The following is a 22,130-nucleotide window of genomic DNA, read 5'->3' on the forward strand; positions in this document are numbered from 1 at the left end:
GGAGTTGAGATTCCTTTCGTTGACATCCTCACCGACCTAAAAGGACGGTGATTCCTACCAATCAAACAGGTTTAACTGAATGTATTTTCGGTGGGTTGACGGCTCAACGCACACTGCCTCAGATGAGGTCTTACACGCACTCCCCGTCCGTTTAGAGTCGTGGGTCTGCTAGGGCCCCGACTTGTTCTATGTTGACCGAGGCGTTATCATCCCGGTCGTGTTCAGCACCGCAATTAATGCACAGGATAGACCGCACTGACAGGTCTATTTTGCCCCATCGGTAGCCGCAATCTGAGCAAACCTGACTGGTAGGCTCCCATCGGCTGATGACCCGAAAATCCCGGTTGTGCTTGTTGGCTTTGCCCTCGCACAATGACCGGAATTCATCTAATACGGTAGCGTATTTATCTTAAAAGTACCCCTAAAAGGGGGAGGCTTTAGACCCTATTTTTCGGTAATGAACGACACCGCCTTCCAAGTCACCTTGGGAGGCATTCCTATAGCGATAAGATTACTTGATTATTCAAAAAAGCCCCCCACAAGTGCAAGGGACTTTTGACTATCCAATTATTTCCCAATAACTGATTACAGTTTCGTTCCACAAACTGGACAGAAATGATTCGTGGTTGGATTCTGAGTCCCACAGTTACTGCAATCGACCATCTCAGCCACCTGTTCTTGCTGACGGCGTTCTGGCAATCCGATCATTTGGGCATTACTCTTACCCGGTGCAACCATCGGATAACAATTCTCATTCTTGGTGACGCGAACATCCAACAACACCGGACCATCATAAGCCAACATTTCAGCGATCGCGTCCTTGAGTTCGTCCCGATGCTTCACCACCATGCCCTTAACCCCATAAGCTTGGCACAGAATCACAAAATCCGGCATTCCTATTTCCATATTCGAGGACGAATACCGCTGTCCAAAAAACGCCTCTTGCCACTGGCGCACCATTCCTTGCCAGCCGTTGTTAATGATCACAGTCTTGACATTAATGCCATACTGTGCAAGCGTCCCTAGCTCCTGAATATTCATTTGTACCGAAGCATCACCCGCCACACAAACCACTTGCTGATCCGGTAGGGCAACCTTCACGCCCATAGCCGCAGGAACTCCGTACCCCATTGTGCCTAAACCTGCACTAGAAATCCAACGGCGCGGTCCCGTCTTCAGAAATTGCGCTGCCCACATCTGATGCTGACCTACATCCGTGGTGTAGTAAGCATCTGGAGCTTGCCGATCCAACTCCACAATCACCTCTTGCGGCGAAATCGTATCGGGATACTGGGGCGCTTCTAAGGGATACTCTTGACGCCAACGCTGAATCCGCTTCAGCCATGGCTGAGTCTGGTTCAGATCAGCCGGAATTTCCTGTTCCTCGTAGCGCCGTAATAACTTAGCCAGCACCTGCTGCACATCGCCGACAATTGGCACTTGGGGGGCGCGGTTTTTGCCTACTTCTGCCGGGTCAATATCGATATGAATCACCTTCGCATGACAAGCAAACTGATCCAGCTTCCCAGTCACACGATCATCAAACCGCGCACCAACGGCAATCAGCAAATCACATTCACTCACGGCAAAATTAGCATAAGCCGTGCCATGCATTCCCAACATTCCCACCGACAACGGATGAGATTCATCAAACGCCCCTTTCCCCATCAGCGTTGTCGTAACCGGAATTTGGAACGTTTCTGCCAATTGCTTGACTTGTTCATGGGCATTCGCTGTAATCGCACCGCCGCCGACATAAAGTAAGGGTTGCTGCGACTGTCGGATCAGATGCAACGCCTGATTAATTTGTCGGGGATTTCCCTTAACCGTAGGACGATACCCTGTCAGCTTAACCATACCCGGATCGACAGGGGTGTAGTCAAATTCTTCTAGCCCCACATCCTTGGGAATATCAATTAACACTGGACCCGGACGACCGGTACTAGCAATGTGGAATGCTTCAGCCACAATCCACGCCATATCACGAGGATCACGCACCACATAGGAATGTTTGACAATCGGCAGCGTAATGCCAAAAATATCCGTTTCTTGGAACGCATCCGAACCAATCGCCGCCCGTGTCACCTGTCCGGTAACCACCACCAAGGGAATCGAATCCATGTGGGCGGTAGCAATCCCTGTAACTAAGTTTGTCGCTCCAGGACCCGATGTTGCAAAACAGACACCCACTTTTCCTGTCGCCCGGGCATATCCATCCGCCGCATGAGCCGCACCCTGTTCATGGCGAACCAAGAAATGCTGCATTTCTCCGCGCTCTTCCCACTGATACAGTTCATCATAGATCGGCAGGATTGCACCACCGGGATAGCCAAAAATATGGTTAACTCCATGACGCTTCAGACTATCCATCAGGGCGTAAGCACCCGTGCGACGGGTAACGGTTTTTTGTTTGACTTCTTTTTTAGAGATACTTTGGTAACGCACCAGATACCCTCACTAAATGATTAACGGTTTTTCTAAGAGTTTTGTATATCCTGACAATAGGTTCACCAGACCTATGGTAGATCTTTAAATGAGCAAATAATTTATGAGTTTAAAACAAATCTGAGATCACTGTCTAGTTATCATTCGTCATTTGTCTTATGTCATTCGTCCTTGGCTCCCTCATCTCCCCCAGCTCCCAGACGTGCCATGGCACGTCTCTACACAGCTCCCCCTGCTAATGACTCGATTCAATCCCCCTCTGCCGTAACTGCTGCATAAAAAATTCCTCTAGAGAGGAGCGTGCTAGGGTAATCTCGATTAATTGCGCTCCCATCAGGCGCAGACTGGCTATAAATTCTTGGGGTTCGCCTTTGAGTTCACCGTACCAGCTATCTTCCTCGAATGCCAGTTCTTTTACCCAGCGCTGGAGAATGTCGATGTTACCGCCTTTCCCACGAACTTGGTAATGAGTTGCTACACCCAACAGTTCATCCAGTGTGCCAACACAAATTAACTCTCCCTGTGCCAGAATCGCAATGCGATCGCATATCTTCTCCACATCCGATAAAACATGGCTATTGAAGAAAATGGTTTTCCCTTGCTCCTTGAGTGAGAGAATAATTTCCCGGATCTGATAGCGTCCCATGGGATCGAGTCCCGACATCGGCTCATCCAGAAACACGACATCCGGGTCATTGATCAGGGCTTGTGCCATACCGATGCGCTGAAGCATCCCCTTAGAATACTGTCGCAACTGCTTCTTTTTTGCCGCCGCCTTCGATAATCCGACTAACTCCAACAATTGGGGAATGCGTTGACGTTGACGACTTTTAGGGATTTGAAACAACCCGGCGGTCAGTTGCAAGAATTCCCAACCTGTCAGATAGTCGTAGAAATAGGGATTTTCTGGCAAATAGCCGATTCGCTGCTTTACTCCGCGATCGCCAATCGGTTTTCCCATCAGCCAACCCCGTCCAGAGGTAGGACGGACAATCCCCAGTAAAATCTTCAATAGCGTCGTTTTGCCTGCTCCATTGGGACCAAGCAAGCCAAATGTCTCTCCCGGTTCAACAGACAGAGAGCAATTTTTCAGTGATTCAATTTTTTGATTCAGCCAAAAGCCAGTGCGATAGACTTTCCTTAGCTCAGAAGTCGCGACAACTGGACTCTGGTCAAGGGTAGTCAATGCCCCTGGCAAATCAGCAGTCGAATCCATTCCCGGTTAATTGAATAATTGACGATTCTATTGTTTATAACATTATCAGTATATGGCTGATTCTGGTATACGACGGCGGAAAAAGTAGGCAGTTAAACGCTTTGCCTCTGTTTGACTATCCCAAATGGAACTATCAGTCCTTTTGTTCGCGTTTGCGGATCAAACCTACACCCAAAGCCACTCCCACCAGTAAACCTAAGATCGATGTGGGTTCAGGAACCGATTTAGGAGATGATGCCACAACGTCGTGCAATCCGACAGCGTACACGATATCAGCGTCAAGTTTATTGGTCGCGTATTCGGGGTTAGAACCCAAAGGACCCGTGAGAATACTGTATCCCTCACTATCTCCCGGAGACAATAGATTCCCTTCGCCGCTTGGATCATCCACTAAATCCGCCCCAGTTACGGCTTCTGAGTTAAACAGATTGCCGATCGCGATCGCACTAATTAAATCACCTGATTCTAAGCCAAAGTCATCCAGATTGAATGCTGTGCCGAAAACCAAGTGATTGTTATCAAAGCTATCCGCAAATTCATAACGTCTTGTCCGGAATTCGCTTTCACCATATTTAAGTACCGACACGCTAAATCCTTCTGGCGCGTCTGGATTGCCTGACTCATAGATGACGAAATCATCCCCTGCCAAATTGGGTAATAACAGATTGTTCCAAGTTAGCTTAATTGTTGCTCGGTCTTGATTAGGGACAATCAGATTACCATTACTATCCGGAAAGGGGACTGAAGACGAGACGTTGGGATTAGGATTATGTCCCAGTAATTGACCAACCGTTTGACTGGGAGCAAATTCCGTAAAACCTTGACCAAAAGGAGTGGTAAACGCTGCGTCCCAATCCATAGAGCCTTGAATGATCTCAACCGTCGAAACCGAATTTGCCTGATCCCAGGTAAAGTCTCCTACCGTAAATGTAGCTGCTTCAGCCGAATTGGAGGTTGATAGTTCCCAAACCGTCAACGCGGTGAGGGCTAAACCTAGCCTGTACCAATGCTTGTCACTCGTTGATGTCAGCATTGCACCCATTCCTCCAGAATTCAATTCTGTATATACGTCAATTTTAGAGGTCGGTTTAGTCAAGTGAGCAGTTTTCTCGCCAACGTTATCGGGTAAAACCTATCCTATGTGATGTGAGCTACACATTCTCTCACTCTCCCCCACGCCTTCACCGACGCATTGCCGTGGACTGACTTTGAGAATGTTGGGCAACTTGCTGGGCAACTTTGGGATCATACAGTCGTAAATAATTCCAATAGTTCCCAAACACCTGTTTTACATAATCTCTGGTTTCATCAAAAGGAATGGATTCAACAAACTCATCTGGATCACCAGCACTTCCTTGTTGCAGCCATTTGGACAAATTCCCTTGACCCGCGTTGTAACTGGCGATCGCGAGTAAGGAGTTGTCGTTATAAGACTGGTGAACTTCTCGCAGAAACCAGGTTCCCAGTTTGATGTTATCGTCGGGATTTTCCAGAGAATAATCCTCCATATCAATATTTTCTGCTGCCCACTCCCCCGTACTGGGCATCATTTGCATTAAACCGACGGCACCAGCGCCAGAGCGAATATCGGGTTCAAAGCGAGATTCTTGGCGAATCAGGGCAGTCACCAATAGAGGATTGAGTTCACGCTTTTGGGAATAGGTGGCAATTTTGTCTGAGAAAGGAAAGGGATAGAGCGCTTGCCAGTACGTGAATTTTTCCCGTAAGTCTTGGTACTGCGCTTGTTCTTCGGGGGTATCCCGATCTTCTAAGCTGGCAATGGTAGAAATGCCGCTCAAGTAATCTCCGATTGCCAACTGCATCAAGCCATCGGTAAACTGCTCAGCGACGGTGGGTTCGAGGCGATTTTGGAATTCAGCTTTCCAAAGTATCCAAGCATCTTCGTCTTGACCCAGTAAATAGAGTTCTTTGAGAGCGGCTGAACCCATCGGTAACAGGGGTCGGGTTTTCGGCAGCACCAGTTTCGGATCAAGTTGACGGACGGTTTTAAAGTCGCCCACATCCCAACCAAGCTGCACGGCAGAGCGCCACGCATAGTAAGACTGGGGGTGGTGGGTAATCACCTGCTCGAATGCGGCTTGGGCATCCTGTCGGCGTCCCAATTCCCTTGCCCATTTGCCTACCCAAAATCCAGCCTGACGTGCGATGAAACGATGGGGATTTTCGGTGGTAATTGGTTTTGCCCATTCCCATGCTGCCTCGACATTGCCGGATTCAGCGTGCGATCGCGCCACTTGCCAACGGTAGGTGGCGGCAGCTTCAGATTCACCATACTCATCAATCAATTGTTTTCGGGCTTCCTCGGCGGCTTGATAACTCCCTAGGCGTTCCAGGGTTTCAGCTTTGACCAAAAGGGCTTCCCCGGCGCGTTCCGGGAAGCGTTCAACAACTTCGTCTAGATAGGGAACTGCCTCAATATCCGGTTGCAGTTGCGCCAGTTCAATCAGGGCGGCGGGTGTTTCCTCGGCGTCGGGAAAATCACTCACCATCTGTTTGTATGCCCGTTTAGCTTCCGCATACTGCTGGGCAAATTTCAAGGCTCTTGCTACTAAATAGGTATTGTTGGATGTTTCGGGAGCTTTGGCATAAGCGGCGCTGGCTTGACCATATTTCCGATCTCGCCAGTAGCCCACCGCGATCGCTTGCCAATCCTCTGGTTTAATGAGAGGTTGATTATCGGAGTCAACCGCCCTACCGTAGTTTCCTACCAATTGGTCTAAGATCGGTGTCACATCTGGAGTGACCTCTGGGGTATCAAAGGCATATCGAGCCAACAGCAGCATCAACTCCGGCTGAGCGGGATTGTCTTGCAGGCGCTCTCCGGCTAACTCCAGAATCAACGGATGAGATGGATAGTTGGCGACGGCTTTCTCCCAGTATTGGGGATCGTCAACAGGCGGTTCATACATCTGCTGAATTTTCTCTTGCCAACTGGGATTGGCGGACAAGGATTTGATCTCCTCTTCCTGATACTGAGACTCCTGGGAGAAAAGAGCATAAAGCGCATAAGCGGCAACGGGCTGATCCGCGTAACGTTGCAGCAGGTTTTGCCATTCCGTTAGGGCTTTGGTTTTCTCACCAATCTGCTCATAAGCTTGGGCGCGTTTAACCGCGATATAGCCACCCAGGACAGGATAGTCCAACTCCAATCCCTCTAACCAACGCAGCGCCTCCTTGCCCTTGTTTTGTGCAATTAAATCCGCTGCCAAAAGATAACGCGCACGAGACTTATCAATGGAATTTTTTCCTTGGGCGATCGCCTCAAGTTTGGCTTGTCGCTGGTTTGCGGGTAAGGACGCGAGTCGCAAAACCGCCGTGTCGCTTTGTTTTTCTGGGTTAAAGGAATTATGCTGCACAAATGGCAGCCGGATAGTCAATTGACCCAGCCCCTTGGTATACTTACCACCTATCAGCGTTCCTCCCCAAATTAGACCGACGAGTCCGACTCCAGCGACTAGAGCGATTTGTCGTCTTCGTTGTCTACGCCTTGAACGGCTGTGGGGGGCGAAAATCTCGCGTCTTTTATTCATAGAACCTCCTGGTGACGCACATCTATCTTAGATCCGGTTAAACTCATCCCCCGCCAAATCAGGGGGATTTCCAATTCAGGGTTCATGGCTAACTCACAATTAACGATGACTCTGAACTCGGCGGTAAGTGGTTTTCCCTCCCTCTAAAAGAAGGCGGGCTTCCCGCCGCTTTTGGTAAAGATCTGCAGAACACGATGGCATTGCCCAGTTTGATTGTACGTTTATCTCTGGTTAAGGTGGGAAAGTTTCCCGAACCGTTTCTGGATAGGCGTTAGCGTTTTGGTCGTTTTTTCAGACCCAATCGTCGAACGATATACTGGCGCTGCACCCGATCAAATTTGGTTTTCCTTGTGATCTTCCATTCTTCAATATAAGCGCCCACCAGACAAGCCCCAATTAGATCGGTACTATCTAAATTGGTGTTTTTTAGCGTCGCCCCCTTTAGGTTAGCCGACTGCAAATTGGCGTGGCTGAGATCGCTATTGATGAAACTCGCCGCGACTAAATTAGCCCCCCGCAGATTCGTCTCTGGTAAGCGAAGATTATCAAAGTTTTCCTCTTGTCCTTCACCCGTAACCACTAATCGTCGAATTTTGGGGTGATCCAAATAGGTGGTTCCCACACGGGACAGTTCCAGTTTTTTGGCTTGAAACCAGCAAGTGCGCGTCACCTTGGCTTGTCTAAAATTGGTGCTTTTGAGCAGTGCTTGGGTGAAATCCGCGTCCGTTAAATCGGCACCCTGAAAATTTGTTCCCCCAATCGCAGCAAAGGCAACTGCAACCCGACGAATGAAGCCGTAGTTTTTATCCCCGATTAAGGCTCGCCAGCTTACATAAGCAGAAAGTCCAGCCACACCCACCGCCACAATCACCGCCACTGTTGCGGCACTAGTTGCTGCTGCCACAGATGCCCCAGCCGTAACGACAACCACAGAACCGGCAGCGGCGACAACACCAGCTCCCGCTGCGACGACGGCTACAGCACTAGCAGCCGCTACAGCACCCGCTGCTGATCCGGCTGCCACGACTGCCATGGCAATAGCTGCCGCGACGGCTCCAGCACTGGCAGCTACTAAAGTTACCGCTACCGCTGTAGCTCCTGTCAGAACGGCTACCATTGCCGCCACCACAATTGCCACAACCCAAACCCCTAACGCCATAATCAGCCCTTGGCGGATCGTCAGGCTGACAAAAACGCCCAAAGCGATTAAAATAAACGCACCCGCTAAGATTTCGATCAGGTTCTGACTAATCAGCGCCGCTCCGGTGATCACACCCGCCAAGGCGGAAACAAAACCCGATAGCGTAGATAGAAATAAAGCAACCAGCAATAGAATCATTGCCCAGTGTTGCTGCAATCCAGCTTGGCAATAGCTAAAATTTGCCCCCGTTAGGATAGCATTGCTAAAATCTGCGCCTCGGATGTCAGCGTGGCTAAAATTAGCACCTGCCAAGTCAGTTCTGCCTCGAAACGAGCGACCTTGCAGATTTTGACCGGAGTAGTCCTGAGCCATCATAACCTCCGAATTGATGGGGCAACCATAAGACAACGGGCGTTGGTGGAATAGAAATTTGCATTCAGCAAGGTTTCGACTTGACCAACTCTTATGCTGTAGAATAAAACATTTAGTGGAACAATTGAACGAGAATAGCGACGGCTTCTGCTTTTAGATTAGCCGCAAGATGGTATCACTCACAATGTTTCCTATTCTCTATTTCCTGTTTTCCGTTCCCCGTTTTTCCTAATCAGCAATTTCTAATCACCCGTCACCATTTATCCATGAATCGCTCAAAAATTGTGGCAATTATTACTGGAGCCATTTCCATACTGCTGGCACTGGCATACCTTCTCCTGGTTCAGCTTTTGGACTTTCGCGGAGAAATGATTCCCGCCCCGGTAAGTCAGTTACCACAGGGCGTTCAAGTGCTGAATTATGAATTGTATAACACTACGCGCCAGGCAATAGGCAATAGGCAATAGGCAATAGTAAAGAAAAAAGCTTACTAAATCAGGGGATTGAGCGATTTTGAATTTTTCTTAATTTGTCCTAACGTGTCTGCGTAGTGCTATAAGTTATGAATTTTCTGTTTCCCATTTCCTGTCTTGTGACAAATGACAACTTAATGTTCCCAGTCGTCCTGTTGAGAATCTCTTAAATCTTTCACCTCTGAAGCCTCTCTCATGGGCATAACCACTCGTGCGATCGCCTCTTGAATAAATACTTTCATAAATTCATCCTTACGGTTTAGCTGAAATTGCTGCTGCACCACTTCTGTCATTCCCCCATCACCCCAGTCTTGGTCATGACGGAAGTATTCAATAAAACTCTTCCCAGCAATTCGGATTAAATACGCCGCTGTTACCCCTTGAATCGCTTTGCCAACTAAATAGGTAGCGATGTGAAATTGTAGCGCCCTTGATAGAAGTTGCATCGCCCCTTGAACAATTCCCAAACTGGCTAAGGTTTTTCCCAGAGATAGCGCTAATTCTCTCCCCCGTTCCATATTCAGATCACAGCCATAAATTCGACCAATTTCCACTACCATCTGGGCGTTAACCGCCGCCGTTGCTAATAAATCGACGACAGGTAACGGTGTAACCGCAATCACTCCAGCGCCAATCCACTGGAATCGTTCCACCACTTTCTCCGCCTGTCGCCGCCGTTGCTGATCAATCAAACGACGGGCATCTTCGCCTAAACGCTGAGACTGGAGTAAGATATTATCCGCAATCAAATCTTGCCCTTCAGCGCGTAGCACCGCCGCCAGACGGCGGATTAAGGGTATGATGTCAGGGTCAGGTTGGACGTCTTCCCCATTGTCTAATCGTACAGGTTGGGGATTGGCGGCAATGGCGACTACATCCGATGCAGCAATAAAGCCGCGTACCTGCTGGCGTAACCGGGCTAGAATCGTTTCTTTGTCAGTTTCTGTGTAGAGATCGGTTTTATTCAGCACCAACAGCGATCGCTTCCCAATATCCGCTAGACGACGTAACGGATCATACTCCGACTGTCGCAAGTCATTATCCACCACAAACAATAATAAATCGGCTTCCGTGGCAAGCTGTCGCGCCAGTTGTTCCCGTTGGGTACCCACCACACCCGCTTCTAAAATCCCTGGTGTATCGGTAATCAAAATCTGTCGTTCTATTCCCTTCAACGTTAGCGTATACGTTTGTCCCTGATCTGTAGTTCCCATCGGTGCGCCCACTTGACCCACCATCTGCCCAATGAGAGCATTAATTAGGGAAGTTTTCCCCGATGAACCCGTACCAAAAATGACAACCAACAGTTCCCCACGGGCTAACGTCGCCTCAATCTCACGCGATCGACTCAACAGGGCTTGCTGGGCTACCTCATCTTGAATGTTCTGCACCTGCTGTCGCACCGCTTTTAGCGTTTCAGAAGCGGCTTCTGCTTTCTCCTGCGGTACTTTTGGCGTCGGGCGACGTCGGCGAGAGGATTTGGGGCGGCTGAATGTCCAGACATAGTAGACAAACGTGGCAATTAACAGGATCAGGAGGACAATCAGCAATAAAACCAGCAAATTTGCCAGTAGAGGCGAATTTAACGACCAATAGAGTCGATTAATCGAGTCAATCAGCCACAGGATTAGCCCCAGAATAATACTGAGACCGATAATGAGCGTCAGTAGGCGGGGTAGGGGCATAATGGTTGCAGAAGGCAGAAGGGATAGAAGGCAGATGGCAAAGGAGTGATAACTATAGTTTAGCGATGGGCGGAGAGTTTCAATGAGAGCTGGCAGCACAGGTAATAGAAGCCACGTTACCGTGTGGTGAGCCAAGAGCAACGAACTATACTTAATGGATAATGCTGATCATTAGAGACACTCTTTACAGCCCAAAAAACAATGAGTTTATTCAATCAAATTCTCGGTGCGATTAATAACCCCTCTCAGGAAGCCAGTTCTGGTCAATTAGCGGGCATCCTCAGTACCGTGCAAAACCTCAGTCAAAGTGCCGAGGCTGACCCCTCCACAATTCAATCCGTTTTATCTATCGTTGGCAAATATGCCCGTCCCGCGTTGCAACAAAAGCGAGAAGCGGAAGGAGAACAAGAGACACAATCCTTTATTAACCAATTCAGTGGTACAGGTGCTAACAATCAAGCAGTCAATTTACTCTTTAATACACCGCAAATCCAACAGTTAGTCGAGGAAGCCGAACAACGGACAGGACTCAATGCGGCTACCATTCAATCCCTGTTACCCATGTTGGTTCCCTTGGTGCTGAATTTACTCAAAACGGGAACAAATAACCAAAATCCAGAAGGATCGAATCCGGTGCTAAACTCATTCCTGGATACAGATGGTGACGGCGATGTGGATATTGCTGATGCAATGCAAATGGCGTCTCGTTATCTGAATCCTTAGTTTGTATGTAGTAGGCACTTTAGTGCCTTAAAATGCTTGATGTCCCGGACTACGAACAGGATCAAACACGTCCGATACTACTGGACGTGATATTACAGGTTTTTCGGGCGCACGTCGGTGCGCCCCTACAATATCCATCTTGTTTAGGTGTGCCACGCCAGTAGGGACGTTGCTGGCAATGTCTCTACTTTTTTCATTCCGTAATAAAGATATAATATGATTATGTTAAAAAAGGAAACTCTACATTCACATTCCATCGCCGACCATCGTGAAGTAACAAGGTGAGATGGGATGCCAAAAACTCAAATTCTAACGGTTGGTTCTCAAATTCCGTCCACGCCTTGCGGAAATTCTGCCGTTTCAAATCACGAAAAGCAACGGTAACATGAGGAGAAAAGGAGCGATTTTTAGAACGCTCATCAACGATACCTAAAGAGTCTTCTAGATATGCCATTAAATCCTTTTGAATCGCGATCAGTTCTGGTGTTTTCAGAACATTGACGTAAATAACGCGAGGTTTAAATGCCCCAAACCCTTTGAGACTGATGGGGATAGGTTTTCGAGTTTGAGCAAAACTTTTCAGGGATTCTTCGAGAATAGGTACAGCCTCGACTTCCCATTTAAAAGGGGATTGCAGTGTAATATGGGGTGGAGATTTTAGGGCAGCTTTACTCTCATAAACATCAGCACAATGTTGCTTGATTTCCATAATCGAGTCTTGAATGGTTTGAGGAGGAAGTAGGGCGATAAAAAAGAGTTTTTTCATATTAAGCCATAAAAATAGGGTTTCGTCGAGACAGTTTTCGGGATTAAGTTTGTTGATGAAAATAAACTTAATATTCCATCAGTTATGTAAATAGGGGCTGCTGAATAAGTGCTGTGGTGAGGGGGAGCTGGGGGAGATGAGGGAGCTGGGGACATTCATGTAGAAACGTACCATGGTGTATCTGTGTGTAGGGGTGGGTTTAGGGACTAATATTGATGGTTTTCCTTAGCTTGGCTGCAAAACCCGCCCTGACCAAATGACAAATGACGAATGACAAATGACAAATGACAAATGACAAATGACAAATGACAAATGACAAATGACGAATGACAAATGACACGTTGTCAAGATTATAGCTCAGTCAAAAATACTCAAAATCCAATCTAGGTCAAGGTTTTGGCAACTAAGCTTGCCAAACGTGTGAGACATCTGGTTGAAACTATGACAAAATAATATAATCTTCTTTTTGAGTTAGGCTATTATAGCAAAATGCTCCAAGGCAGAGCGGACAGAAGGCAGCAAAATTCTGAATGAGATGTGAACATTTCCGCCGTTCACGCAAGTTCTAACCTTGATGGTAAAAGCTATAGTAAATTGACTCAAAATAATGCAAGCTTGATGTTTCTTAACTCATCAAATCCTTGATCAATTATTTATCTGGAGGAGATCCGACATGACGACAAAACCAGATCAAACGGCAGAGGCGCGTAACCGGGTGATTGAATCTGCCCGTCGATTAGGGGTTCAACTCAATGAACAAGAATTAGAACGATGGATGAAGTCCATCACCGAAGCCACAGGAGACAGTGATATTAGTGTTGATCACGATACGGGGGTTTTCGGTCACAAGGTTAGTATGTTAGATTTTGACCCCAAAGATCTAGAGCGTTTTCGCACCATCGGCAGAATTGTAGAATTTGACGATATTCCTGGTGTTGTCGAAACAGCATTGGCGCTCTCAGGTTCAGCGGCTCAATCTAAGGTTCAAACTCACCCAGGGGACTGTGACTACTTTGAGCGAGTGAATATCATCGCCCCGACTCGGGCTGAAGCCTGCCAGACTCTCTCCCGAATTATGCGTGAGAAAGCCATCAACAGCCGCTCAGGTGATAATTTTCAATTAGTTGAACTGAAATTTGGTAGCTATCCCCAAGATGTGATCCGCGATGAACATTCCTATCCCAAAGGATCACCTATCTCCTGGTCTCCTGATGATGTTGTCGCTGGGCAAATTGAAGTTAGCGACTTGCAAGGCAATTCTATGACCATCACTTGGGATTCGGTCGCCGACGATCCCGGTTGGTGTAAGCTGGACTGGGTGATTGCCGATCCGGTGCGCCGTCAATTGGCTAACGCCAGCAATATGTTGGATGTCACTTGGGAAGCTCCCGATGGTACAATCACTCCCTTAGATGGCTATCTAGACGGCTATTTCCAAGAAATTTACCTCGATGCTGAATCTGCCCCCATCTTTTCTAAACTGGTGAAGCAGGTTTCAACTGATGTCATGGATGATTATGTGACGCAGTTGGAAAAGGAAGTTAAAAAATATTTTAAGCCGGATAATCCCAACTATGGCAAAGCGGCTAAACGACTGTACAACATCTTCCGCCTGAATGGACAATATGAGGAAGCCGCCTTCCTAAGGGAACTGTTTGATGAACCCGCCGCCTTACTGTATCAAGTTCATGCCTTAGTGCGAACGGTGAAAGATGCCATCGACCAAGGTGCGGTGTTTGATATTGATCACATTCTCGATCAAACGGATGAACTGATTCTGTCCGTGATCAAGGTTTTGGAAGGGGAAGAAGAATTAGAAATTACCCGTCATCTCCTGCGTTTATCCCGCTGCATTAGTCGTCAGCAAGAAGGGGTTCCACTGAGTCCCCAAGTCGAGGCAGCACGAGCCGAGGTGATGCAGATTGTCAATAATTTCTTCTACGAAAAGATGATGGCACTACCGACTATTAAAGCCTACGTTGAGGGTCTCCACTCTTAAGGGAAACGGCTGCCTATCGTTGTAAGTTGTTTTGCAGAAGATTGCAAAATAATTTTCCCTGTTGTATTGCATCATCGAGAGCAACGTGGGTCAGGGGCATTTCCTCCAACCACTCAGGGGGGAGATTTTTCTTCCCTGACTCACGATAGTTTTGTTTAAGGAATGCCATGGCATAGGAGCGGATGTCGAGTGCCGAATGGTTAAAGGGACTATCGCCGACAAACTTCATCAAATACCAATAGACAAACATAAAGTCAAAGGCAGCGGGATAGCCAACAAAGATGGGTTTACCCGGTAATGCTTCTAACCAAGCGTGATAGTTCTGCATTACCTGTTCGGGGGGTTGTGGGTTAACTCGGCTGGCTTCCCAGGCGGTGGGTTGTTGTGACCACCATTTCATGGTTTTGGGGTGACCTTTTGCTCCTGGCAAAGTTTCCAGGTTGGTTGTAAAGGTTGCAATTAATTGTTTGTCTGCTTTGAAAGCAGCCGAGGCAATACTCAACATTGAGTGCGGTCCAGGAATGGGACCATCAGATTCAATATCTGTACTGACGTAGATTTCGATTGTCATCTATTTTCTAACTCATTTCCAACTGGAGTTACAGACATCAAACTAAACCGAATCGGCTGGGGGGCCAGAAGCGGAAACAAGCGTGACCAATAATATTAGGTTGAGGCAAGAATCCCCAAACGTGAGAGTCGTTGCTGTTGTTGCGATTATCTCCCATGACAAATAACTGACCCTCCGGAACTCGCACGGGTGCCATTTTATAGTTGGGGGGTTCAGCAATGTAAACTTCGTCTAGCGGTTCCCCATTAATATAGACTTTGCCATCTTGAATTTGGACGATTTGACCCGGTGTAGCAATGATCCGTTTAATAAAGGCTTGGTCTTTGGTAAACCCCTGCATTTGCAGTTGAGGCGGTGGATCAAAGACAATGATGTCTCCGCTGACTGGGGGTTTGAAGTGGTAAGAAATTTTTTCTACAACCACGCGATCGCCGATGTTCAATGTCGGTATCATCGAGTTTGAGGGAATGTAGCGCGGTTCGGCAATAAAGACTCGAATCAACAGCGCTAGGGCGAGTGCGATCGCAATAATTTGGATATTTTCCCGGACTTGTTGCCAGAACTTGGATCTTGGCGATATAGGTTGGGTCGATTGTTCTGCTACTGTTGACTGATTCGGTTTGTCCACAGGTATTGAAGTCCCTCCCTTGGCAGACTGCTTTTTTACCGTTTCGTTTAAAGTCATACACGTTGGCACTGAGAATCGCTGGCTGTCACTTTTCTTGCTTCCGCCACAAAACATTTGCCTTTCAGTCAAGATAACACGCTCTCTCGCTCTTTGAGCGATAGAGGTACTGATTCGGCTTGTGTTCACTAGGCGATCGCATCCCTCAACCCCGTCAACGGCGATCAGGGAGACTCTCCTGCTGCCTTTGGAGAAATGCATTCGCTAGTTTAACTGGGATTCAGAGTTTATTTTAATCTTAAATAACCCCGTATTATTATCTGTTTTTTTACACAAAAAATCCTGGTATATTTTTTATGTTTTTGCATCCCTCAAATTATTTGTTTTAATAAAACATCACAAAAAAAGCTGCCGAATTAACAATAAGTTTATTTAGATTCGCTTTAATTGTAAGTGTAAACATTCTAATCTATGAGAATTGACGCCATGAACACTAACAAAGTTTCTAAATTCATCGGAAGTGCGGCAGTCGCAGTTAGCTTAATTTCTATGCTGGGTCAGCCAGCCAACGCTGGACAATTGCATAACGACTGGAACTATGGAATTGATGCCTTCGGTGATGGCTCGGGTGGTGCTAAGTATGACATCAAAGGATTAGCCATGAAAGAAACAGCCGATAGTATTTTTGTGGCTCTAACAGGTGGCACACCCTTAGAAGGAAATAAAGACAGAGGAGCGGTTGACAACAATGTTGGATTTGGTGATTTGTTCTTTAATTTTTCTGGAAAAAATTTTACCACAGCGATGAATGATGGTGATCTATTTGGAATTCGCTTTGCTGAAACTAATGATTCTCAAGTCAGTCGTACTGGAGTTTATCAAAATGTCACGGCAATGAGCGTAACTCAAGATAACGATGGGTATGGCAGTTTAAAGCAATACTATAACCACAGTAAGTTTGACAAAATCAATACCCAAGGCACTGACTTGCCAGACAAAGCCGATGTTTACGATTATCTCTATGGCAGCACCATTGCCCAGAAGCCAAAGAAGAATAATACTCCAATCCTCAATGTGATTCAATCCGGTAGATTTTTAGGCGATATTGATCTATTGGATGGGACTCAACTCAGTAATGCTGGACTCGATTTTAGTCACTTTGAAGCGAATGACTCTCACACGTTTGGTTTTAGATTTGACCGTGCTTTGCTTCCCAGAAATGGAGGTAATTTCATCAGTCATTTGTTCTTAGAGTGTGGCAATGATGGTGTGGCGCTAAAAGGAGACCTTGAGTCAGTCCCTGAACCTTCGGGTCTGGCTGGGATTGCTGGCATTGGTTTAACCTTTGCGGGTATGGCTTTACGCCGTCGCCAATCACGAGGCTAGCTGCCATTTTTGTAATTGCATCATTGGTAATAACCAGCCAAGAACTCAAGTTCTTGGCTAATAGCTTAAGTCGGTTAAAACCGACTAATGGCTTACCCCATGGAAAAAAAGGCAAAGCATTCTTTTGCTTCCCCGAATAACAAAAAGCGAAGCAACATCTGGCTTCCCCGTGCCAAAAAAGCGAAGCATCCTTTGGCTTCCCCCTTTTGAAGGGGGACGGGAGGGGGATCTGAAGGGGGACAGGAGGGGGATCTATAAGGGAAACGGAAGGGTGATCTGAAGGGGGACGGGAAGGGGATCTAAAAAAGGAAAAGGGTGATCTAAAAAGGGGGGAGAGAAGGGGAATCTACTGTGAGATGGGAGGGAAATCCCGAAAGGACAAATAACATAAGAATAAAGTTTTGCGCTAGCGTGAGAAGAGAAACATCTATTGGTTCTGTTTCCTGTGCTGCTAAATAAACGTCCTATTCTATTTACGGGTTTCGTTGCTTGCCTCGTGGGTGTATTGACCGCCTGCGCCAATAGTCCCACAGGTCAATCTTTAGAACGTTCCTTAGCCGTAGATCCTGAACTTGAGGATAATGCCTCAGTTTTGGGGAGTCAGACGAATGAACAAACATCTTCGGCGCAATTACCAGAGGATTTCCCTACCGTAATTCCCCGCTATCCCGATGCTCAATTACAGAACGTTGAACCCTTAACTCGTTCAGATGCCCAAGGTCAACGTACCATCTGGTCATCCACTGACCCTAGTAATGATATTCAAGCATTTTACCGCAGAGCATTTGAATCAGGCAGTTGGCAGGTTATTTCTGCACCGAATCAGGATGGTATAAATTCTTTTATTGTGCGCCGGAATGATTTAAAAGTTAGGGTTTCTATTCCTACAGATACTGCCATTAACGATACGGAAGAAACGCCAACCCAGACAGAGACTGATCCAAACAGTACAACGTTTGAAATTCAGTACCTCCGCAGCAGTACCGAGACAGCAGCACCGTCAGATGCTTCAGAATCTTCAGAGACAGCAACAGAGAATACTGAATCCGTTGATTCAACATCTGGCAAAGAGCAAAACTTCACGGATTTCGATAACGTTCCGTCGGGATTGCGTCAGTATGTCGAAGACTTAGCCGCCTTAGGTGTTCTCACGCCTGACGCTTCTAGTCCTAACAATAAATCAGAGGATAGTGGTACACAATTTGCCGCCAGCAAAATTATTACCCGCCGTCAATATGCCCGTTGGCTTATTGAAACGAATAATCGAATTTATGACAACAGTCCCGGAAAACAAATCCGTTTAGCCTCAGAAACTACTCAACCCACGTTCCAGGATGTACCAGCGAGTGACCCAGATTTTGGTGTCATTCAGGGATTAGCTGAAGCGGGGTTAATTCCTAGTCCCTTGAGTGGGAATTCTACAGAAGTTCTGTTCCGCCCTGATGCACCTCTAACACGGGAAAATCTAGTTTTATGGAAAGTTCCGTTAGATATTCGTCAGGGGTTACCGCAAGCCTCTCTAGATGCAGTGCAGCAAACCTGGGGATTTCAAGATGCGGGCAAAATTGATCCGAAAGCAATGCGGGCAATTTTGGCAGATTTTCAGAATGGTGAACAATCGATTATCCGTCGCGTTTTTGGGTATACCACTCTCTTTCAACCGAAAAAGCCAGTCACACAAGCAGAAGCCGCCGCCGCCCTGTGGTATTTTGGGTCTCAGGGTGAGGGCATATCAGCTAGTGAGGTTCTCCAGCAATCGAACTAGAAAGAATGGATCAGGGTTCGTCTGTAGGGGTGGGTTTCACAATTATCGTTTCGGTTGACCCAGATTCAACTAAACCTGCCTAAACCGAGTAGTATGTAGGGGCGGGTTTTACTACTATCCTTTTTGACCTCACCCAAATGCAACTAAACCCGCCCCTGTTTCAATGGCAATGACACCAATAACGTCTCTAAGCTGTTCGGCATTTAAACCTTAATGTCAAGAATGGCTCCCATCCTTGTAGTGCGTTAAGCGAAGCCATGCCGCAGGCTTTGCATCTTGCTCGCTGCTAATACCCAATTTAAATGCATGACAGCTTATAAGTAGGTGGACACAATTAAAGTTAACGGTTGAGATTAGGCAACAGGCAACAGTAAGGGTTTGAGGGCAATTCACTTGCACTTAATACAGTACCGTTTTCTTTTATCCGACTACTTAGCGTCGGTCAAGTATTCCGAGAAACTGGGTTTCTTGACCGATGTCCTAGGATTCAAACATCTACCCGCATCTGAGAAAAACGGATGAACTTAGCCATAAGTTTGCGTTTCTGGAACGGGGATTTTTTATGTAGTAGAGTCTGAAATACGGTTAACCCCCGGTTTTGCCATTCCTGGGCTGCTGTGTCTTGGTTTAAACCCCATAAGATGCGAATTAGGTTTTGTAGAACCTCTAAATGCCATTCAGGATAGATATCTGGGGTAAGGGTAATCAAGGCTTGGTGATATTCAGTTAAGGCTTTCTGCCAATAGTCCCGGTAATTTGGCTGATACTTTCCTTCCTGATAGTGGGCATTTCCTATTGCTTGATGTAATCGTCCCCAACCTTCGGGGTGAGTGTTTTGGGGACAATGGTTTAAGCCTTGCTGATACGATAACAATTGCCCTTGATAACCGTATTGAGTCTCAATGGGATTAGACACGATTGGGGAGACATTGGGAAATTGTAACGGTACAACCGCCGCCGCTTCGGGGTTATAGTTCCAGGAATTTCCAAGGACAATTCCCCGGTTTATCCAAGCTTGGTGCAAATCGGGTTTAATTTGAATCGCTTGATCAAACGATGCGATCGCCTGTTCATACTCTCCTAACCTAAACAGTGCCACACCCCGGTTATGCCAAGCGTCGTGGAAGTCAGAGTTGATTTGAATCGCTTGATCATAATTCGCGATCGCCTCTTCCTGTTTCCCTAACTCAGCTAGCGCCACCCCCCGGTTGTTCCAAGCGTCGTGGAAGTCAGAGTTGATTTGAATCGCTTGATCATAATTCGCGATCGCCTCTTCCTTTTCTCCTAAATCTGACAGCGCATTACCCCGATTCGTCCAAGCTTGGTAGAAGTCGGGTTTGATTTGAATGGCTTGATCATAATTCGCGATCGCCTGTTCATATTCTCCTAACTTCACCAATCCATTTCCCCGGTTGTACCAATATTTGTGATTATCGGGTTTTAGTTCAATGGCTTTATCAAAGGATACCAGCGCTTTTTCGTTTTCCCCTAACTTCGCCAAGGCATCACCTCGATTTTGCCAAACTTCGTGATTATCGGGTTTTAGTTCGATGGCTTTGTCAAAAGATACCAGCGCTTTTTCGTTTTCCCCTAACTTCACTAAGGCATTTCCCTTGTTGTACCAAGCTTTGGAGTTATCGGGCTGGATTTCAGTGGCGTTTTCAAAGGATGTGATAGCACTGAGAAAATTCTGATCTGCAAATTGCTGATTCCCTCGATTCAAGCATACTTCTGCTTCATCAGTTTCTGCATTTTCGCTTTTCCCCTCGTCTTCCTCCCTTTTCCCCGCAGGTTTCGCCAATAAATCCCTGCCAATATCTGCGGCAATTTCCCCCAATTCCCCACACCCCAATCGACTCAACTGCAGCAACTGACAAGCTAACCGATGATCCGCCTCTGGCAATTGCCGCAACTGCTTCCCATACTCCAGCAGCCATGCTCTAAAATAGCGATCATTGATCCGATGTCCCAAATGTTGCGATACTTGTTCTGGTTTCCATCCCTGACTCACTCCAGTTAGCAGTTGCTCAAATAGCTGCTGATAGTCTGCATCACTGAGACGTTGAAGTTTCACCCGTTGATATTTTCTCCGTTTAAGGCAGGGTGGTAAGATTGGCTGAATCAGACGCACTAGCCACCGCCAAAACCGCTTAACCATCTGTTTTCTTAGAAAAAGGTTTATTTTACTTTATCGTATTTTAATTCAGGGCTTCGTGCCACCCAGCTATCAAACTCGCAAAAGTTTTGAGGGTTCCAGATGCGCTATGGTTCGTCTGTAGGGGCGGGTTTGACTTTTATCGTTTCGGGTTTGTCCAAATGCAACAAAACCCGCCCCGCCTTAATGGTGTGGCACAGCTAAAATGGTGGAATAGATTGTAGGTTGGGTTTCGACTTCGCTCAACCCAACGGACTTTAGGCTAAAGCCCTTACTACAAACTCAATCTTATCCGTCAAGGATTCTGGAAAAGGGGTTAAAAGTTTGAGTTTCCTCATGAGTACGCCAACTGATCAAGTAGTAATTATAACTCTACAACACCAGTTAACAGCAGCGAGAGCGAGTGGCGATCGCGTGGCGGAATGCGAAGCCCTGGGAAACTTAGGGATTGTCTATTATCAGGGGGAACAATGGCAAGAGGCGATCGCGACTTTTACCGATTACCTTAATCTGGCAAAAAAGCTAGGACATCAGTGGCAAGAAGGGATAGCCTATTATTACTTAGGATATACCTACAGAGCCATAGGGGAGTTGGCACAGGCAGTAGACGCATTCTGTGCAGCTTATTCGTTATCGCGTCAGTTTGGAAATCAGGATGTTTTCTTGCCAGTTTGGGAACAGTTAAATGAGAGTGTTGAAGTTTATCTGAGCAAAAAAGAGCCAGAATTTTTAAACCGTCTACTGCCTCATCCGGCAATTTTGACAAGTTTGCTAGGGTACGTTTACGCACTTTCTTTCCTTCGCGATAGGACTCGCGAAGTAATACGGCGGGTGGGGAATTTCGGTTCGGAACACGTTCTATGTACATGACTACGATTATCCCACAGATTTTTCCCCAAAAGTCTTAAGAAAATCTTAAATATACATGGGTACGAATAAAGGGGGCTAATTGGTTCAAACGCTTACTTAGTCAGGGTTTAGGCTTCTATTGTCAATCGGGATGGGGGGAACTTCAGTCTAAGTCGTTATGTACCACTTTGGCTTTGCCATCTCTCAACCAACGCCTAGCGCGGCTAGGTTTGGTGGGCATTAACGGCTTACCCGATTTTGATAAAACTGGTACTCGTAACATGGTGATAAACCTCCGAGTAAAAGTATTTACATTGAGCGACTTGTATCGAGCGAAGTCGAGATAAGTCGAAATGTAGTCCCTTACCGCCATCTCAGTTAAGATGTCTTGGCTTAACAACAACCCGA

Annotated in this window: 16 protein-coding genes and 2 pseudogenes; 6 read left to right on the forward strand and 12 right to left on the reverse strand. The window is 46.8% G+C overall.

The window, feature by feature from the left end:
* Positions 1-54 precede the first annotated feature (54 nt).
* From RID53_RS26860 to RID53_RS26885, 6 genes and pseudogenes are all read right to left on the reverse strand, one after another.
* Positions 55-385: pseudogene (locus RID53_RS26860) on the reverse strand (zinc ribbon domain-containing protein); the annotation flags it as partial.
* A gap of 200 nt (positions 386-585) precedes the next feature.
* The gene (ilvB, locus tag RID53_RS26865; RefSeq protein ID WP_446391008.1) at positions 586-2,445 is read right to left on the reverse strand and encodes a biosynthetic-type acetolactate synthase large subunit; all 1,860 of its coding nucleotides are present in this window, start codon (positions 2,443-2,445) and stop codon (positions 586-588) included.
* Positions 2,446-2,680: 235 nt separating this feature from the next.
* Positions 2,681-3,661 (reverse strand): ABC transporter ATP-binding protein, encoded by a 981-nt coding sequence (locus RID53_RS26870; RefSeq protein ID WP_446391009.1) that lies wholly within the window; start codon positions 3,659-3,661, stop codon positions 2,681-2,683.
* 133 nt (positions 3,662-3,794) lie between these two features.
* Positions 3,795-4,694 carry a PEP-CTERM sorting domain-containing protein gene (locus tag RID53_RS26875; protein WP_446391010.1) on the reverse strand — a complete coding sequence of 300 codons (900 nt, stop codon included), beginning with the start codon at positions 4,692-4,694 and terminating at the stop codon, positions 3,795-3,797.
* A 148-nt stretch (positions 4,695-4,842) separates the two neighbouring features.
* Positions 4,843-7,212 carry a transglycosylase SLT domain-containing protein gene (locus tag RID53_RS26880; RefSeq protein ID WP_446391011.1) on the reverse strand — a complete coding sequence of 790 codons (2,370 nt, stop codon included), beginning with the start codon at positions 7,210-7,212 and terminating at the stop codon, positions 4,843-4,845.
* 271 nt (positions 7,213-7,483) lie between these two features.
* Positions 7,484-8,725, reverse strand: a complete 1,242-nt coding sequence (locus RID53_RS26885) for a pentapeptide repeat-containing protein (protein ID WP_446391012.1) — start codon at positions 8,723-8,725, stop codon at positions 7,484-7,486.
* A gap of 266 nt (positions 8,726-8,991) precedes the next feature.
* On the opposite strand from RID53_RS26885, the gene RID53_RS26890 reads away from it, so the two are divergent.
* Entirely contained in the window at positions 8,992-9,192 is a 201-nt protein-coding gene (locus RID53_RS26890; protein WP_446391013.1) for a hypothetical protein, read from the forward strand.
* Positions 9,193-9,332: 140 nt separating this feature from the next.
* Here RID53_RS26890 and RID53_RS26895 read toward each other — a convergent pair whose 3' ends face one another.
* On the reverse strand, positions 9,333-10,883 hold the full coding sequence (locus RID53_RS26895; RefSeq protein ID WP_446391024.1) for a YcjF family protein: 1,551 nt from the start codon (positions 10,881-10,883) through the stop codon (positions 9,333-9,335).
* A 201-nt stretch (positions 10,884-11,084) separates the two neighbouring features.
* Here RID53_RS26895 and RID53_RS26900 point away from each other — a divergent pair, with 201 nt between their 5' ends.
* Positions 11,085-11,606 carry a DUF937 domain-containing protein gene (locus RID53_RS26900; protein ID WP_446341345.1) on the forward strand — a complete coding sequence of 174 codons (522 nt, stop codon included), beginning with the start codon at positions 11,085-11,087 and terminating at the stop codon, positions 11,604-11,606.
* A gap of 220 nt (positions 11,607-11,826) precedes the next feature.
* Here RID53_RS26900 and RID53_RS26905 read toward each other — a convergent pair whose 3' ends face one another.
* Complete coding sequence (locus tag RID53_RS26905; protein WP_446391014.1) at positions 11,827-12,372, reverse strand: 2'-5' RNA ligase family protein; 546 nt, start codon at positions 12,370-12,372, stop codon at positions 11,827-11,829.
* 673 nt (positions 12,373-13,045) lie between these two features.
* Between RID53_RS26905 and RID53_RS26910 the strand changes: the two genes are divergently transcribed.
* Complete coding sequence (locus tag RID53_RS26910; RefSeq protein WP_446391015.1) at positions 13,046-14,371, forward strand: hypothetical protein; 1,326 nt, start codon at positions 13,046-13,048, stop codon at positions 14,369-14,371.
* Between the two features lie 13 nt (positions 14,372-14,384).
* Here RID53_RS26910 and RID53_RS26915 read toward each other — a convergent pair whose 3' ends face one another.
* Both RID53_RS26915 and lepB read right to left on the reverse strand, forming a co-directional pair.
* Positions 14,385-14,942: a 3'-5' exoribonuclease domain-containing protein gene (locus RID53_RS26915; protein ID WP_446391016.1), complete on the reverse strand. Its 558-nt coding sequence runs from the start codon at positions 14,940-14,942 to the stop codon at positions 14,385-14,387.
* Between the two features lie 37 nt (positions 14,943-14,979).
* Positions 14,980-15,627, reverse strand: a complete 648-nt coding sequence (gene lepB / locus RID53_RS26920; protein WP_446391017.1) for a signal peptidase I — start codon at positions 15,625-15,627, stop codon at positions 14,980-14,982.
* A gap of 426 nt (positions 15,628-16,053) precedes the next feature.
* Between lepB and RID53_RS26925 the strand changes: the two genes are divergently transcribed.
* On the forward strand, positions 16,054-16,953 hold the full coding sequence (locus RID53_RS26925) for a PEP-CTERM sorting domain-containing protein (protein ID WP_446391018.1): 900 nt from the start codon (positions 16,054-16,056) through the stop codon (positions 16,951-16,953).
* A 430-nt stretch (positions 16,954-17,383) separates the two neighbouring features.
* Positions 17,384-18,718 (forward strand): S-layer homology domain-containing protein, encoded by a 1,335-nt coding sequence (locus RID53_RS26930; protein WP_446391019.1) that lies wholly within the window; start codon positions 17,384-17,386, stop codon positions 18,716-18,718.
* A 487-nt stretch (positions 18,719-19,205) separates the two neighbouring features.
* On the opposite strand, the gene RID53_RS26935 is transcribed toward RID53_RS26930, so the two are convergent.
* Positions 19,206-20,876: a tetratricopeptide repeat protein gene (locus RID53_RS26935; protein WP_446391020.1), complete on the reverse strand. Its 1,671-nt coding sequence runs from the start codon at positions 20,874-20,876 to the stop codon at positions 19,206-19,208.
* Positions 20,877-21,209: 333 nt separating this feature from the next.
* Here RID53_RS26935 and RID53_RS26940 point away from each other — a divergent pair, with 333 nt between their 5' ends.
* The gene (locus RID53_RS26940; RefSeq protein WP_446391026.1) at positions 21,210-21,743 is read left to right on the forward strand and encodes a hypothetical protein; all 534 of its coding nucleotides are present in this window, start codon (positions 21,210-21,212) and stop codon (positions 21,741-21,743) included.
* A gap of 148 nt (positions 21,744-21,891) precedes the next feature.
* Here RID53_RS26940 and RID53_RS26945 read toward each other — a convergent pair.
* A pseudogene (locus RID53_RS26945) lies at positions 21,892-22,005 on the reverse strand (RRXRR domain-containing protein); the annotation flags it as partial.
* Between the last annotated feature and the right edge of the window lie 125 nt (positions 22,006-22,130).

This window comes from Coleofasciculus sp. B1-GNL1-01, from assembly GCF_040220235.1.
GTDB lineage: Bacteria > Cyanobacteriota > Cyanobacteriia > Cyanobacteriales > Coleofasciculaceae > Coleofasciculus.

Excerpts from the sequence above, each read along its gene's own strand:
- RID53_RS26905 (WP_446391014.1), bottom strand. The coding sequence starts at position 12,372 with ATGAAAAAACTCTTTTTTATCGCCCTACTTCCTCCTCAAACCATTCAA.
- RID53_RS26935 (WP_446391020.1), bottom strand. The coding sequence starts at position 20,876 with ATGGTTAAGCGGTTTTGGCGGTGGCTAGTGCGTCTGATTCAGCCAATC.
- RID53_RS26880 (WP_446391011.1), bottom strand. The coding sequence starts at position 7,212 with ATGAATAAAAGACGCGAGATTTTCGCCCCCCACAGCCGTTCAAGGCGT.
- RID53_RS26910 (WP_446391015.1), top strand. The coding sequence starts at position 13,046 with ATGACGACAAAACCAGATCAAACGGCAGAGGCGCGTAACCGGGTGATT.
- RID53_RS26925 (WP_446391018.1), top strand. The coding sequence starts at position 16,054 with ATGAACACTAACAAAGTTTCTAAATTCATCGGAAGTGCGGCAGTCGCA.
- RID53_RS26870 (WP_446391009.1), bottom strand. The coding sequence starts at position 3,661 with ATGGATTCGACTGCTGATTTGCCAGGGGCATTGACTACCCTTGACCAG.
- RID53_RS26940 (WP_446391026.1), top strand. The coding sequence starts at position 21,210 with ATGAGTACGCCAACTGATCAAGTAGTAATTATAACTCTACAACACCAG.
- RID53_RS26885 (WP_446391012.1), bottom strand. The coding sequence starts at position 8,725 with ATGGCTCAGGACTACTCCGGTCAAAATCTGCAAGGTCGCTCGTTTCGA.
- RID53_RS26900 (WP_446341345.1), top strand. The coding sequence starts at position 11,085 with ATGAGTTTATTCAATCAAATTCTCGGTGCGATTAATAACCCCTCTCAG.
- RID53_RS26895 (WP_446391024.1), bottom strand. The coding sequence starts at position 10,883 with ATGCCCCTACCCCGCCTACTGACGCTCATTATCGGTCTCAGTATTATT.
- lepB (WP_446391017.1), bottom strand. The coding sequence starts at position 15,627 with ATGACTTTAAACGAAACGGTAAAAAAGCAGTCTGCCAAGGGAGGGACT.
- RID53_RS26890 (WP_446391013.1), top strand. The coding sequence starts at position 8,992 with ATGAATCGCTCAAAAATTGTGGCAATTATTACTGGAGCCATTTCCATA.
- RID53_RS26915 (WP_446391016.1), bottom strand. The coding sequence starts at position 14,942 with ATGACAATCGAAATCTACGTCAGTACAGATATTGAATCTGATGGTCCC.
- RID53_RS26875 (WP_446391010.1), bottom strand. The coding sequence starts at position 4,694 with ATGCTGACATCAACGAGTGACAAGCATTGGTACAGGCTAGGTTTAGCC.